Annotated in this window: 15 protein-coding genes; 7 read left to right on the top strand and 8 right to left on the bottom strand. The window is 64.3% G+C overall.

Annotation, left to right across the window (positions count from 1 at the left end; genetic code table 11):
- Positions 1–44: 44 nt before the first annotated feature.
- The 3 genes from fumC to LC343_RS06390 all read left to right on the top strand — a co-directional run bounded on the left by fumC (position 45) and on the right by LC343_RS06390 (position 2,651).
- Positions 45–1,430 (top strand): class II fumarate hydratase, encoded by a 1,386-nt coding sequence (gene fumC, locus LC343_RS06400; RefSeq protein WP_223476281.1) that lies wholly within the window; start codon positions 45–47, stop codon positions 1,428–1,430.
- Between the two features lie 116 nt (positions 1,431–1,546).
- Positions 1,547–1,951, top strand: a complete 405-nt coding sequence (locus tag LC343_RS06395) for a DoxX family protein (protein WP_223476280.1) — start codon at positions 1,547–1,549, stop codon at positions 1,949–1,951.
- A gap of 175 nt (positions 1,952–2,126) precedes the next feature.
- Entirely contained in the window at positions 2,127–2,651 is a 525-nt protein-coding gene (locus LC343_RS06390; protein WP_223476279.1) for a DUF4405 domain-containing protein, read from the top strand.
- Positions 2,652–2,793: 142 nt separating this feature from the next.
- Here the strand turns inward: LC343_RS06390 and hisG are convergent, their stop codons facing one another.
- From hisG to LC343_RS06365, 5 genes are all read right to left on the bottom strand, one after another.
- A complete protein-coding gene (gene hisG / locus LC343_RS06385; protein ID WP_223476278.1) occupies positions 2,794–3,489 on the bottom strand; it encodes an ATP phosphoribosyltransferase in 696 nt (231 codons plus the stop codon).
- The gene (locus LC343_RS06380) at positions 3,486–4,604 is read right to left on the bottom strand and encodes an ATP phosphoribosyltransferase regulatory subunit (RefSeq protein WP_223476277.1); all 1,119 of its coding nucleotides are present in this window, start codon (positions 4,602–4,604) and stop codon (positions 3,486–3,488) included. Before LC343_RS06380 ends, hisG begins: the two co-directional genes overlap by 4 nt.
- A complete protein-coding gene (locus LC343_RS06375) occupies positions 4,601–4,975 on the bottom strand; it encodes an endonuclease domain-containing protein (RefSeq protein ID WP_223476276.1) in 375 nt (124 codons plus the stop codon). Before LC343_RS06375 ends, LC343_RS06380 begins: the two co-directional genes overlap by 4 nt.
- Positions 4,976–5,125: 150 nt before the next feature.
- Positions 5,126–6,670 carry a histidine--tRNA ligase gene (gene hisS, locus LC343_RS06370; protein WP_223476275.1) on the bottom strand — a complete coding sequence of 515 codons (1,545 nt, stop codon included), beginning with the start codon at positions 6,668–6,670 and terminating at the stop codon, positions 5,126–5,128.
- 103 nt (positions 6,671–6,773) lie between these two features.
- Positions 6,774–7,229 carry a BA14K family protein gene (locus LC343_RS06365; RefSeq protein ID WP_223476274.1) on the bottom strand — a complete coding sequence of 152 codons (456 nt, stop codon included), beginning with the start codon at positions 7,227–7,229 and terminating at the stop codon, positions 6,774–6,776.
- 208 nt (positions 7,230–7,437) lie between these two features.
- Between LC343_RS06365 and LC343_RS06360 the strand changes: the two genes are divergently transcribed.
- On the top strand, positions 7,438–7,986 hold the full coding sequence (locus LC343_RS06360) for a methylated-DNA--[protein]-cysteine S-methyltransferase (RefSeq protein ID WP_223476273.1): 549 nt from the start codon (positions 7,438–7,440) through the stop codon (positions 7,984–7,986).
- Here LC343_RS06360 and LC343_RS06355 read toward each other — a convergent pair.
- Both LC343_RS06355 and LC343_RS06350 read right to left on the bottom strand, forming a co-directional pair.
- Entirely contained in the window at positions 7,983–8,351 is a 369-nt protein-coding gene (locus tag LC343_RS06355) for a DUF1801 domain-containing protein (RefSeq protein ID WP_223476272.1), read from the bottom strand. The genes LC343_RS06360 and LC343_RS06355 overlap by 4 nt on opposite strands.
- Positions 8,348–8,980, bottom strand: a complete 633-nt coding sequence (locus LC343_RS06350; protein WP_223476271.1) for a DNA-3-methyladenine glycosylase I — start codon at positions 8,978–8,980, stop codon at positions 8,348–8,350. Before LC343_RS06350 ends, LC343_RS06355 begins: the two co-directional genes overlap by 4 nt.
- Before the next feature lie 200 nt (positions 8,981–9,180).
- Here LC343_RS06350 and LC343_RS06345 point away from each other — a divergent pair, with 200 nt between their 5' ends.
- Entirely contained in the window at positions 9,181–9,930 is a 750-nt protein-coding gene (locus LC343_RS06345) for a L,D-transpeptidase (protein WP_425419502.1), read from the top strand.
- A 69-nt stretch (positions 9,931–9,999) separates the two neighbouring features.
- Here LC343_RS06345 and LC343_RS06340 read toward each other — a convergent pair whose 3' ends face one another.
- Positions 10,000–11,610: a SulP family inorganic anion transporter gene (locus LC343_RS06340; RefSeq protein WP_223476270.1), complete on the bottom strand. Its 1,611-nt coding sequence runs from the start codon at positions 11,608–11,610 to the stop codon at positions 10,000–10,002.
- A gap of 164 nt (positions 11,611–11,774) precedes the next feature.
- Between LC343_RS06340 and LC343_RS06335 the strand changes: the two genes are divergently transcribed.
- On the top strand, positions 11,775–13,013 hold the full coding sequence (locus tag LC343_RS06335; RefSeq protein ID WP_223476269.1) for a PhnD/SsuA/transferrin family substrate-binding protein: 1,239 nt from the start codon (positions 11,775–11,777) through the stop codon (positions 13,011–13,013).
- 127 nt (positions 13,014–13,140) lie between these two features.
- Positions 13,141–13,605: a DsrE family protein gene (locus tag LC343_RS06330; RefSeq protein ID WP_223476268.1), complete on the top strand. Its 465-nt coding sequence runs from the start codon at positions 13,141–13,143 to the stop codon at positions 13,603–13,605.
- Positions 13,606–13,651 lie beyond the last annotated feature (46 nt).

The raw sequence follows: 13,651 nt of genomic DNA, 5'->3' as shown, positions 1-13,651 counted from the left end.
GCGCGCGCGCATCCATGCCCCATATCGGGACAAAGGAGAAAGCCATGAGTGAAGCGATGCGCAAGGAAACCGACACGATGGGTGAGGTCGAGGTGCCGGCCGACCGCTACTGGGGTGCGCAGACAGGCCGTTCTCTCGTCAACTTCCCGATCGGGACCGAAAAGATGCCGGTGCCGCTGATCCATGCGCTGGGCATCGTCAAGCAGGCGGCGGCGCTTGCCAATCTGGGGCTTGGAACCCTGGACCGCGAGATCGCCGCGGCCATTGTCGATGCGGCGGGCGAGGTGGCGAATGGCAGCCTGGACGACAATTTCCCGCTCGCCGTCTGGCAGACCGGGTCCGGCACGCAATCGAACATGAACGCCAACGAGGTGATCGCCAACCGCGCCATCGAGTTGCTCGGCGGCACGATCGGCTCCAAGGATCCGGTTCACCCAAACGACCATGTCAACAAGAGCCAGTCCTCCAACGACACCTTCCCGACCGCGATGCATATCGCTGTCGCCGTCGAGACGGCCCAGCGGCTGATCCCGGCCCTGAACCACATGATCGAGGCGGTCGCGGCCAAGGAGGCGGAGTTCGGCGATATCGTCAAGATCGGCCGCACGCACACACAGGACGCCACGCCGCTGACGCTCGGCCAGGAATTTTCCGGCTATCGCGCGGCGCTGGAACTGGGGCTGAAGCGCATCGAAACGGCGCTGGAGGACGTTCATGCCCTTGCCCAGGGCGGTACGGCCGTCGGCACCGGGCTGAATGCGCCCGATGGCTTCGCGGAACTCTTCGCCGACAATGTCGCGCGCATAACCGGGCTGCCGTTTCGCACCGCCGGCAACAAGTTCGAGGCGCTGGCGAGCCACGGCGCATTGGCGCAATTGCATGGCAGCCTGTCGGCGCTCGCGGGCGACCTGTTCAAGATCGCGAACGATATCCGCTTCCTCGGCTCCGGCCCGCGCTCCGGCCTCGGCGAACTGATCCTGCCCGAGAACGAACCCGGTTCGTCGATCATGCCCGGCAAGGTGAACCCGACCCAGGCGGAGGCGCTGACCATGGTGGCGACCCGCGTCATGGGCAACCAGACCACGGTGAACGTTGCCGCCAGCCAGGGTCATTTCGAGCTGAACGTCTTCAAGCCGGTGATCGCGGATGCGGTGCTGCAGTCGATTCGCATTCTAGCCGATGCGATGATGTCCTTCACCGACCGCTGCCTCGCCGGGATCGAGGCCGATCGGGAGCGTATCGGCGATCTCGTGAGCCGGTCGCTGATGCTGGTCACCGCCCTCGCGCCGAGCATCGGCTACGACAATGCCGCCGCGATCGCCAAGGCCGCGCACAAGAAGGGTACGACACTGCGCGAGGAAGCCGTGGCCAGCGGTCACGTGACCGAGGCGGAGTTCGACGACATCGTCCGGCCGGAAAAGATGGTGTGATGAACGGCGATCCGGAAATCGTTCTCAATTCATGAACGATCTGTCGCGTATCTGCCGGATTGTTGCAGCGCACAGGATGAATATGTTCCCGGCCATCATCAATCGGGAACAAGACAATGACCAATTCCGTACTTCTCTTGGCGGCGCGCGTTCTGCTCGCCTTCATCTTCATCCTGTCCGGCTGGGGCAAGTTCTTCGCCATCGAAGGCACCGCCGGCTACATCTCGTCGGTCGGCCTTCCGGCCGCGACGCTGCTCGCCTGGGCGGCGGCGATCTTCGAACTGGTGGCCGGCCTTGCGCTGCTCGTCGGCTTCCGAACCCGTGAAACGGCCTGGGCGCTTGCGGCCTTTACGCTGTTCGCCGGTTTCGTCTTCCACTTCCAGCCGTCCGACCAGATGCAGATGATCTCGTTCATGAAGAACCTGGCCATCGCAGGCGGCTTCCTCGCCCTCGGCCAGACCGGCGCCGGTTCGATGTCGCTCGATGCGCGCCTCGGCACTGCCCGCCCGGCACTCGCCTGACGCCGGCACGGCGATCACTGGCAATCATGACGCGGGGCTTCGGCCCCGCGTTTTCGTTCAGGCATTCCGTTTTCGAATGGCTGCCATGCGCCCTGCGCACGATTACGGATTTGTAACGGGATTCGGGTCGGGGCCGGGACTAACCTCGGGACGTTGAATCAAAGAGGTTACTGCCATGCCTTCCCTGCTCGCCCGTTATGCCACGCCGTTTACCACCGGTCTGTTCGTCGTCTCGCTCGTATCCGGCGTCGCGTTGTTCTTCCATATCGGCTCGGCCTATTTCCACTCGATGCATGAATGGCTGTCGCTGGTCCTCATCGCGCCATTCGTTTTGCATATCTGGAAGAACTGGCGCGCGTTCAAGACCTACTTCAAACGCCCGGCCATGACGATCGCGCTCGTCGCGTCTCTGGTCGCCGGTGTCGCCTTTGCATGGCCATCCCTGACCGGCACGTCCGAAGGACGCGGCGGACGGCCGGAATTCGCCCTGCTCAGGGCGGTGCAGACCGCGCCGATAAGCGCAGTCGCGCCCTTGTTCGGCCAGGACGGAAACGGTCTCGCGGAAAACCTGCGCGCCCGGGGCTACACCGTCGCCTCGACCGATGACACGCTCAATGGCATCGCCGAGGCGTCGGGCAAGTCCGCCAGCGATATTGCCGGCGTTCTGGCCGCATCGGGCGGATCCGGCGATAGTCAGTGATCCGGTCGGAGAAACGACACGTAGAAAGAACGATCGGAACCGTTAATCCCCCCCCGAAACGGTTCGGTTAAGGACGGCATTCCCGAACCGCCGCCTTCAAAAGCCGCGCTGCACGCTCCTCCGCAGCGCGGCTTTTTACGTTTCAGGCGCCGAGCGCGGCCGCCAGTTCCGCCGCGGCGGGATTGGACCCGTCATCACCCGATACCGGCGCGAAGAGGCAGGCCTGCGACCGCAGGATCACGCCGTCCTTCAGCACCTTCAGATGGTTGGCGCGAAGCGTCGATCCGGTCGAGGTGATATCGACGATGACATCGGCCTGCCCGGCCGCCGGCGCACCCTCTGTCGCGCCGAGGCTTTCGATGATCCTGTAGAGCTGGATGCCGTGGGTCTGGGAGAAATGCTGCTGCGTCAGCCGCCAGTATTTCGTCGCGATGCGCAGCCTGCGTTCGTGACGATGGCGGAAATCGGCGGCGACGAGGCCGAGATCGGCCATGGTATCGACATCGAACCACGCCTCCGGCACCGCGACGACCACGTCGGCATGGCCGAAGCCCAGCTGCGCGAGGCGGATTACGCGGTTCTCGCTGTCCGGCAGGCCCTCGCGCACGAGATCCTCTCCGGTGACGCCGAGATCGATCGATCCCTTGCCGAGTTCGCGTGCGATTTCCGAGGCGGACAGGAAGGCCACCTCGACATGCGGATGGCTCGCGACGGCGGCGCGGTAGGTGCGCGCGTCCCTGGGCGGCTCGACGGCGTAGCCGGCCGCATCCATGCGCTTCAGCGCCTCTTCCTTGAGACGGCCTTTCGAGGGGATGGCGATGGTGACGGTTGCGCTCACGGCTTGCCTCCCGAAGAACCGATACGGTCGAGCCAGACGGAAAAACCGACGCCGGGCACCGTCTCTTTCGCGCCGAGCATCGTCAGCAGCCGGTCGTAGCGTCCGCCGCCGACCAGCACGAGGCCGGCCGGTGTCGCGATCTCGTAGACGAGCGCCGTGTAGTAATCGAGCGCGCGGCCGAAGGCGGCGTCATAGGTAACCTTGGCGGTATCGACTCCCGCCGCCGAAATCGCAGCCTCGCGCGCGGCAAAGCCGGCGATGGCGTCGTCCATGTCGAGCGAATTGCCTGAAGCGAACGCCCGCAGCGCATCGGCCGCCTTGTCGAGCGATGCATGGATATCGAGGAACTTGCGCAATGTCGCCAGCGCGCCCGCGTCGGGCGCGATCTCGGCGGCGTCGAAGCGGGCGAGCAGACGGTCGGCGATGTCGTCCGCATCGCGCCCGCCGGCGTTTTCCAGCCCGGCGATGCGCAACCGCATGGACAATGCGTTGACGAGCGCCGCGCGGTCGTGCGCTTCGGCCGGTTCCCGAATGTCGGCGGGAAGATCGGGCAGGGGCGGCGGCACCGCGAGCGCGTCCAGCGCCGCGTCCAGCGTCGCCCGGTCGCCAAAGGCGTGGCTGAGGCGCAACGCCCAGCCCTGCGGCAGGCCGAGACCGGTGACCACGGCGTTGAAGACCGCCTGGTCGCCAAGCGTCGTGACGGTTCCCTCCGCCGCGTCCAGCGCGTCGAGGAACGAAAGCGCATCGGCCAGCGAGCGCGCATCCGCCGACGGTCCGTCGGCGTCGCCGATATCCTCGATACCCGCCTGGAGGAATTCGTTGCCGCCGGCCCGGCGCTGCCGGAACACCGTGCCGACATAGCCGTAGCGGCGATGCCCGTCAGTGCCCGCGCCGAGATGGTTCAGGCAGACGGGGATGGTGAATTCCGGCCGCAGGCACAGCGCCTCGCCGGTTTCGCTTTCGGACATGAAGATACGGCGGCGCAATTCCTCGCCGGCCGTATCGAGGAACGGGTCGGCGGGATGCAGCACCGGCACGTCAAGCCGCTCCGCGCCCAGTCCGGCGAGGATCGTCTCGATGTCGGCACGCGCCGAAAATGATCTCAGGGCATTCATGCCAGTCCCAATTCACGAAGAATCGTTTCAATGCAACCGTCGAGGTTCTCCGAAAGCTCGCCGGTGGTGATCCGGAGGGTCCGATAGCCCAATTCCGAAAGCCAGGCATCGCGCTTCATGTCTCTTTCCAGTCCTCCCGGCTGGTAGTGATGTTCGCCGTCGAGCTCGATGATGAGTTTTCGCGATTGGATCGCGAAGTCGGCGAAATACGGTCCGATTGGAACCTGCCGGCGGACGTGAAGTCCGTATAGTCGCCTGAATTGCTTTAGCTCGGACCACAGCTTCGCTTCACCCCCGGTCAGGTTTCTTCGCATCTGGCGGGACCGCGTGATGGCTGCCGGCGTTACTTTGCTCGGCATCGCTACCCCCACCCTTCATCCCTCCCCTCAAGGGGGAGGGAGGTCGCTGGCGAAGGAGTCCATGCCGGGATCGACGTGGCAAGCGGATGCGCCAGTGCGGATGTCTTCCCTCCCCCTTGAGGGGAGGGATGAAGGGTGGGGGTAGTCCAGCCTGACACGGTATCAGCCGCTCTTGGCGCGGTCCTCGGCCTGGTCGGCGAGCATGCGGATGACTTCCGCGACGATCCGGTCTTCCGCGACCTCGATCTGCGCCGGGCGGCTTTCGCGCCAGGTGACATTGTCGGTGATCTCGCCCGACAGGCGCTTGCCCTCGATCAGGTCCTTGATCTGCACCTTGCCGGCCTCGCGCTCGTCCGAGCCCTGAATGATCGCCAGCGGGCAGCCGCGCCGGTCGGCATATTTGAGCTGGTTGCCGAACTTCTTCCAGTTGCCCTGGTACATCTCGGCGCGGATGCCGGCCTCGCGCAGCATCTGGACCATTTTCTGGTAGCGGCCGAGGGCCTCCGTGTCGCCATCCATGACGGTGACGAGGACCGGCTGGATCACGTCGTCCTGTCCGAGCTTGCCGAGGTTTTTCAAGGCCGTCATCAGCCGCGAGACGCCGATGGAGAACCCGGTTGCGGGCACGTCCTGCCCGGTAAAGCGCTTGACCAGCCCGTCATAACGCCCGCCGCCGCCGACCGAACCGAACTGCACCGTCTCGCCCTTTTCGTTGGTGACGTCGAAGAGGAGCTCGGCCTCGTAGACCGGGCCGGTGTAGTATTCGAGGCCGCGGACGCATGAGGTATCGATTAGAATTCGGTCTTCCGTATATCCAGATTTAGAAAATAACTTCTGCAGTGTCGCGAGTTCATGCACGCCGACCCGATAGGTCTCGTTTACAACGAATTTCAGGCGCTCAAGATCGTCAATTAGCCCTTCGTCGTTCCAGTCACCGACTTCTGCTGATTTTCTCGCGGAGACAAATTCCATCACCTGATCGAGTGAATCTGCGTCCAGCTTCGCACCCGGAGTAAAATCCCCGCTCTCGTCCTTGCGGCCATCGCCGAGCAGCAGTCGAACGCCTTCGTCACCAAACTTGTCGAACTTGTCGATCGCCCGCAGCACCGTCAGCCGCCGGGCTGCGTTCTTCTCGCCGCCGAGCCCAATCGCCTCAAGGACTCCATCCAGCACCTTCCGGTTGTTCACTCGGATTACGTAATCCCCGCGCGCGATCCCCAGCGCTTCCATCGTGTCGGCCATCATCATGCACATTTCGGCGTCCGCCTGGACGCCGGGCGCGCCGACCGTGTCGGCGTCGAACTGCATGAACTGGCGGAAGCGGCCGGGGCCGGGCTTCTCGTTGCGGAACACCCAGCCGGCGCGATAGGTGCGGTAGGGAAGCTGGATTTCGTTGATGTTCTCGGCGACGTGACGCGCCAGCGGCGCGGTCAGGTCGTAGCGCAGCGACATCCACTGCTCGTCGTCATCCTGTACCGAGAACACGCCCTCGTTGGGGCGGTCCTGGTCGGGCAGGAATTTTCCGAGGCAATCGGTATATTCGAAGATCGGGGTCTCGACCGGGTCGAAACCGTAGCGTTCGTAGACCGCCTTGATCTTGGCGACCATCTCGTCGGTCGCGCGGATATCGGCCGGCGAACGATCGACGAAGCCGCGCGGCAGGCGCGCCTTCAGTTTCTGCAGTTTTTTCTTCTTCTTCTCGGACATGAATGAGCCTGTCTGGCAGGGAGGGGCGGGGTCGCGCTTCTCCTACAAGACAGGCTCAATTGCCGCAAGACGACGGACCGGGGTCCGCCGTCGGCGTCAGCCCTTAGTACATGTACGGCGAAGCGCACGGCTTGCGCGGGCCGTTATAGGGCTGCCAGGAATTGTCCCAGCGGCGGTAGCTGCGATAGCGGCTCTCGCACCACGCATAGTGGCTGCGGGTGAGCCGGATCGTGCGGCCCTGCTGGACTTCCGGAAGCATCAGGATGCCCAGCGCGAAAGCCGCGGTCGGGAACCAGTAGCCGTTATATTCGCGGTAGCCGTGCCTGCGGTCCCGGTAACCCCGGTGCCCGTTCAGGTAGAAATGGCCGTTGCGCTTGTGAAAACGGTGTTTGCGGTGCTTGAAATGCTTGCGGTATTTGCGGTGGTCCACATTCGTCACCAGGCCGTTATCGACAGTCACGGACGGCTGGAACGTGTAGGGCGCGGCGGCAACCGGCGCGGCTGCGCCGACACCGATGGCGGCCGACAAAAGCGCGGACAGAACTTTTCTTCCCATCATTGTCTTTCTCCTTTGGGCGCGTGGCCCGGATTCGTCCCTCCACTATATAATGTAAGAAAACGGGTGCGGTTTCATGTCCCTTGTTAAACTTTCTTCCTGATGAAGTATTTTCCCACCCGGGTTACGTGACGGTCGATGCAACCGAGACGCTGATTCCGACAACCAGGGCGTGTTCATGTCGGCTTGCTCTGCCTGCGGAGAGAAGGGAATGAGCCACACCAGTGTCATGCTGTTCGAGACGGCCATCGGGCGGTGCGGGATCGCCTGGGGGGAGACCGGCATACGCGCGGTCAGTTTTCCGGAGGCGAGTGACGTCGCCACGCTGGCGCGTCTGCGACGCCGCGTGCCCGGCGCGCCGGAGACGGATGCCGCGCCGGAACCCGTCGCCCGGATCGTGGAGGGCATCCGCGCGCTCGCCGATGGCGGCAGCCCGGATTTCGACGGCGCGCCACTCGACATGACCGGCGTCGGCGCGTTCGAGCGCGAGGTCTATCGGCTGACAGCGGCGATCAAACCCGGCGACACGCGGACCTATGGCCAGCTGGCGCTCGATCTCGGCGACATCTCGCTGTCGCGCCGTGTCGGCCAGGCGCTCGGCGGCAACCCGTTTCCGATCGTCATCCCGTGCCACCGCGTCATCGGCGCGGACGGCGCGATGACCGGCTTTTCCGCGCCCGGCGGCACGGAAACGAAGCGCACGCTGTTGAAGATCGAGGGCGCGATCGGCCCCGATCTCTTCGACATGATCAAGCTCTAGGCGGTCTTGCGCCGGCGCAGATGGTAGGTCAGCGCGAGGGCGACGCAATGCTTCGTCTCCGCCACCGGTACCGCCCGGTCGGCGGAAAAGACCAGTGCGCGATCGCCCTCGAACGTGAAGGTGTCGGGATAAAGCTCGCGGAACCGGTCGACCAGATTGGTGTGGCAGATGAACAGCATGGCCACCGTGTCGTCGTCGCGCGCCACGAGGCGAACGGAACTGCCGATGCGTGGCCTGACGGGCGAAAAGCTCGGTTCGCTCCATTTCAGGCTTTCAGCGATTTCCCCGACCCCCGGCGTTTCGCGCGCCGTATCCAGGATCAGCGCGCGCAACTTGTCATGGAGCCGGCCGGCGGCCTTGCTCACGCGGGCCTCGTGAAGGCGGCGCGGGCGGTCTCGACCGCGTCGCGGCAGCAGCATCCCTCGACATGGTCGTTGACGAGCCCCATCGCCTGCATGAAGGCGTAGACCGTCGTCGGGCCGACGAAGCTCCAGCCGCGCTTTTTCAGGTCTTTCGAGATCGCGGTCGATGTCGGGGTCTTGCCCATCGTCCTGAGCGTCGCCCAGTCGGCGACGGCGGGACGCTCGGAGGCGGGCGGTTCGTGCGACCAGAAATAGGCGGCGAGCGAGCCGAATTCGTCGCGCATCTCCAGTGCCCGTTTCGCGTTGTTGATCGTCGAGACGATCTTGCCGCGATGCCGGATAATGCCGGCATCCTGAACGAGGCGCTCGACATCGTCATCGCCGAAGCGGGCGACCTTCTCGAAATCGAAACCGGCGAAACCGGCGCGGAAATTCTCGCGCTTGCGCAGGATGGTCAGCCAGGAGAGCCCCGACTGGAAGCCCTCGAGGCAGATCTTCTCGAACAGCCGCGTGTCGTCGGAGACCGGCCGGCCCCACTCATTGTCGTGATAGGCGAGGTAGTCGGGCAGGTTACCGTGCCAGGCGCAGCGGATGCGCCCGTCCGGTCCCTCGATCAATCCGTCACTGGTCATGCGGTTCTTTCCGTCTTCATTTCCGATTCACCATGTGTCGCAACCGCCGGGTAACCTTGACAACAGATTGCGCCGCCAAATCGCTTTTTATCGGTCCGCGATTCATAATTGAGTGGGGACGCCGCGTCATGCTTGCGCCGGAGCTCTGCTGACAATGTGGTGTCAGCAGATCGATGACGAACGAGTAGAGAGTACGTCGGATGAAACCTGCAAGTCTTTTCGCGGCGCTTGTCGCCGCCTTCATTGCCATGGCGTTTTCCGCCTCCGCGCAGGATCGATACGGCACCAAGCCGCCGGTCGTCCTGAGCCCCGATCTGGCCGCCCCCTGGGTGATGCAACTCGGCGGCCGGTCGATCACCGGAACGTCGGTGCGCTCGAATGCGAAGAAGGTGATCTTCCGCCAGCCGACCGCGCCGCGCCGTCAGCTGACAACGCGGCCCGTGCAGCGCGCCGCCGTCCAGCGGCCAGCCAATCCGGCCAAGCCGCGCGGCATGGACCCGGTCTACCTGCCGCAGGAGGTTTCCTATGACGGCGGCCAGAAGCCCGGCACGATCATCATCGATACCAATGCCCGGTTCCTCTATCTCGTCCAGGATGGCGGCACCGCGCGCCGCTACGGCGTCGGCGTTGGCAAGCCTGGCTTCGAATGGGCCGGCACGCACAAGATCACGCGCAAGGCGGAGTGGCCGTCATGGCGCCCGCCCTCCGAGATGATCGCGCGCGAGAAGGCCAAGGGCCGTATCCTGCCGGTCTTCATGGAAGGCGGTCCGAACAATCCGCTCGGCGCGCGCGCTCTCTATCTCGGCTCGACGCTCTACCGCATCCACGGCACCAACCAGCCCTGGACCATCGGTCAGGCCGTCTCGTCGGGCTGTATCCGCATGCGCAACGAGGACGTGATGGACCTTTACACACGCGTCGGCGTCGGCACCAAGGTCATCGTGAAATAGATCCGTTTTCCGCGGGGGAGCGGGCAGCGGTCGCCGTCTCATGACGGCGGCCGCTTTCTCATTTGCGGGTCAGTGACCGCCGCCGAAGGCGCCGGTCTTCACCGAATAATTGACCGCGATCCCGTATTCCGGATCGTCGTCGGAATCGACGATCAGCTGGCCGGCGCGGTTCAAGAGGCGGTGGCAGTCATGCGACAGATGGCGCAAGACGAGCTTCTTGCCCTGCGCCTCGTATTTTGCCGCGAGATCCTCGATCGCCTGCAGCGCCGACTGGTCGACGACGCGGCTGTTCATGAAATCGATCATCACCGTCTGCGGGTCGGCGGCCGGGTCGAATATCTCCGCGAAGCCATCGGTCGAACCGAAGAAAAGCGGCCCCTCGATCTGGTAGACCTTCGCGCCTTCCGGCGTGACATGGGACCTGGCGTGGATGCGCTTGGCGTTGTTCCAGGCGTATGCCAGCGCCGAGACGATCACGCCGACGACGACCGCGACCGCAAGGTCGCTGACGACGGTAACGACCGTCACCAGCACGATGACCATCGCGTCGGTGAGCGGAATGCGGCGCATGATCTTCAGTGTCTGCCAGGCGAAGGTGCCGATGACGACCATGAACATGACGCCGACGAGCGCGGCGAGCGGGATCTGTTCGATCAGCGGCGAGGCGACGAGGATGAAGGCGAGCAGGAACAGCGCCGCCGACAAGCCGGAGAGGCGGAAGCGGCCGCCCGATTTCACGTTGATCATCGACTGGCCGATCATCGCACAGCCGCCCATGCCACCGAAAAAGCCGGTCACGACATTGGCCGTGCCCTGCGCGATGCATTCCTTCGACGCACCGCCGCGCTGGCCGGTGATCTCGCCGACGAGGTTCAACGTCAGCAGGCTCTCGATCAGGCCGATGGCGGCGAGGATCACCGCATAGGGGACGATGATTTCGAGCGTTTCGAATGTCAGAGGCACGGTCGGCAGATGGAAGGTGGGCAGCCCGCCCTCGATCGACGCAAGGTCGCCGACGCGCGGAACATCGATGCCGAATACGATGACCACCGCCGCGATGACGCCGATGCCGGCGAGCGGCGCGGGAATGGCATTGGTGAGTTTCGGCATGGCCCAGATGATCGCCATGGTGGCGGCGACGAGGCCAAGCATGGTGACGAGCGGCCAGCCGGTCATCCATTGCAGCGAGCCGTCAGGCGCATGGACCTTGAACTGGGTGAGCTGCGCCAGGAAGATGACGATGGCGAGGCCGTTGACGAAACCAAGCATCACCGGATGCGGCACGAGGCGAATGAACTTGCCGAGGTGGAAGACGCCAGCCAGCACCTGCAGGATTCCCATCAGCACGACGGTGGCGAACAGATATTCGACGCCATGCGAGGCGACGAGCGAGACCATCACCACGGCAAGCGCACCGGTCGCGCCCGAGATCATGCCGGGCCGACCGCCGAAAATGGAGGTGATCAGGCCGACGATGAAGGCGGCGTAGAGGCCGACCAGCGGATGCACGCCGGCGACGAAGGCAAAGGCCACCGCCTCGGGCACCAGCGCAAGCGCCACGGTGAGGCCGGACAGCAGTTCCGTTTTGATCGTCATCGGAGTGAAAGGGGCAAAGGCGCCCGGATCGCGACCGCCAAAGGGGAGGCGGCCAGCGAGCGCGGCAAGCGTCGCTCGTGTCATGTAAAATCGGTTCCCGTTTCTGGATCTGGCCCTTTTGAACCGATTTGATGCTGCATAGCAATATCGGAGGCACATATGAGCCATGCCGCGGGGCCTCCGTGTCCTTTTGCTGGACAAGATCGCCGGCCCCGCGCAAAATCCCGGGCGGGAGGAAATGCAATTCCATGATGAGACTGGCGTTGGCGATCCTGCTCGCCCTTGCCGGCTGTGCGGTCGCGGCCGAAGGCGACGGTGATCGCGTGACCAGAAAAGTCGGCATTCTTGCCTATCGCGGCGACGAAGCGGCGATCGCGCGCTGGCAGCCGACATTCGACGCGGTGGAAACCGCCGTGCCGGGCGCCGATTTCACGGTGGTGCCTTTGTCGCTCGACGGTGTGCGCTCGGCGCTTGCGCGTGGCGAGATCGACTACCTCTTCACCAATCCCGGCCATCTCTACAGGATGGTCGAACAGGCGCGCCTGTTTCCGATGGTGAGCCTGCGTTCCGACCGGGAGGATGTCCCGCAGACGGGCAACCGTTTCGGCGCGGTGATTTTCGTACGCTCCGACAATGAGGAAATCAGGACGCTTGCCGATCTCAAGGGCAGGCGGCTCGCCGCCATCGCGCCCGACGCCTTTGGCGGTTTCGAGGTGGCGGCGGCGACGCTGGTGCGCAACGAAATCAATCCGTGGCGCGATCTCGACTCCATCGTGTTTCTCGGCTTTCCGCATGACGGTGTCATCGAGGCGGTGGTCGACGGCGCCGTCGATGCCGGCACGGTGCGTACCGGCCTGCTGGAAGCCGCCGTCAATGCGGGCAAGGTCGAGGCATACCAGCTGCGCATCCTCAACCCGTTGCGGGTGCCGGGTTTCGAACCGGCTCTCTCCACCGAACTGATGCCGGAATGGATTCTGGCCTCCACGGCGTCCGTTCCCGAGACGGAGCGCCGCGCCATTGCGATCGCTTTGCTGCGGCTGGACGGCGATCATCCGGCTGTGGAAGCCGGCGGTTACGGCGGTTGGACGACCGTGCCCTCCGACGTGACCGTGCGCACCCTCCTTCAGACGGTGGACGCGGCGAAACCCGGCGAGGATACGCCGATGGTCGCGCTCTCCGGCTTCCTGGCGGCGGCCGCGGGCGGCGTACCGATCGTGGTCGCGATGCTGATTTACTGGCGAGGCCGCCACGCGTCACCCGCGCAGACGGACCCGGCACAGGCACCGGGAGCGAAGGTGCGCCTGACGCCGCGCGAACATGAAATCCTGCAGTTGGTCGGAGCGGGCAAAACGACCAAGGAGATCGCCCGCGACCTCGGAATCAGCCCGAAAACGGTCGAGTTCCATCGCGGGCATCTGATGCGCAAATACGAGGCCGCGAACATGGCCGAACTCGTCAGAAAGGCAGGCGGCGCGCTGGCTGCGTGAGCCTTTCCCAGGGTATACCCCAGGCTATTCAGAGGGTCCGCCCAGCTGGTTTTCGTGGCCTTCCGCTGGGAACATTCCGGCATTGCCGCATGGAGGATGCGGTGTCTGCAACCGGGAGGATTACCCCATGAAACTGCTCACGAAATTCATCGCGATTTTCGCGTCCATCGCCTTTGTCGCGACCGCGCTGACCGGCGCATCCGCTGCCAATGAGCGCTACGGCAAGCAGAAGGTCGTCTACCATATCAATTACAATGGCGGCGATGGCGACAAGGCCTATCGCGGTGCGCTGCGCAATATCCAGAACCACATCAACGCGGTCGGCAAGGACAATATGGAAATCAAGGTCGTGCTGCACGGCAATGGTGTCGGGCTCCTCAAGAGCGCCCAGTCCAATGACAAGCTGCAGATGGACGTCACCAGCCTCAAGACCCAGAACGTGGCGTTCAATGTCTGTAACAACACGCTGGTCGGCCGCAATATCGACTATCACAACGACCTGTTCGAAGTGTTCGAGGACGATATCGTGCCGTCAGGCGTGGCCGAACTGAGCCGCCTTCAGATGATGGGCTACACCTACATCAAGCCATGATCGGCATGGATGGAGTGAAACACGGCCGGTGCATGCACCGGCCGTA

The organism is Oricola indica, from assembly GCF_019966595.1.
In the GTDB taxonomy this organism is placed as follows: domain Bacteria; phylum Pseudomonadota; class Alphaproteobacteria; order Rhizobiales; family Rhizobiaceae; genus Oricola; species Oricola indica.
Note: the sequence above shows the minus strand (reverse complement) of the source record. Positions and strands in the feature narration are given on the sequence as shown.

Bases quoted from the DNA above. Each gene is read 5' to 3' on its own strand.
- LC343_RS06395 (WP_223476280.1), top strand. From the start codon at position 1,547: ATGACCAATTCCGTACTTCTCTTGGCGGCGCGCGTTCTGCTCGCCTTC.
- LC343_RS06390 (WP_223476279.1), top strand. From the start codon at position 2,127: ATGCCTTCCCTGCTCGCCCGTTATGCCACGCCGTTTACCACCGGTCTG.
- LC343_RS06345 (WP_425419502.1), top strand. From the start codon at position 9,181: ATGAAACCTGCAAGTCTTTTCGCGGCGCTTGTCGCCGCCTTCATTGCC.
- LC343_RS06380 (WP_223476277.1), bottom strand. From the start codon at position 4,604: ATGAATGCCCTGAGATCATTTTCGGCGCGTGCCGACATCGAGACGATC.
- hisS (WP_223476275.1), bottom strand. From the start codon at position 6,670: ATGTCCGAGAAGAAGAAGAAAAAACTGCAGAAACTGAAGGCGCGCCTG.
- LC343_RS06330 (WP_223476268.1), top strand. From the start codon at position 13,141: ATGAAACTGCTCACGAAATTCATCGCGATTTTCGCGTCCATCGCCTTT.
- LC343_RS06365 (WP_223476274.1), bottom strand. From the start codon at position 7,229: ATGATGGGAAGAAAAGTTCTGTCCGCGCTTTTGTCGGCCGCCATCGGT.
- LC343_RS06350 (WP_223476271.1), bottom strand. From the start codon at position 8,980: ATGACCAGTGACGGATTGATCGAGGGACCGGACGGGCGCATCCGCTGC.
- fumC (WP_223476281.1), top strand. From the start codon at position 45: ATGAGTGAAGCGATGCGCAAGGAAACCGACACGATGGGTGAGGTCGAG.
- LC343_RS06335 (WP_223476269.1), top strand. From the start codon at position 11,775: ATGATGAGACTGGCGTTGGCGATCCTGCTCGCCCTTGCCGGCTGTGCG.
- LC343_RS06360 (WP_223476273.1), top strand. From the start codon at position 7,438: ATGAGCCACACCAGTGTCATGCTGTTCGAGACGGCCATCGGGCGGTGC.
- LC343_RS06340 (WP_223476270.1), bottom strand. From the start codon at position 11,610: ATGACACGAGCGACGCTTGCCGCGCTCGCTGGCCGCCTCCCCTTTGGC.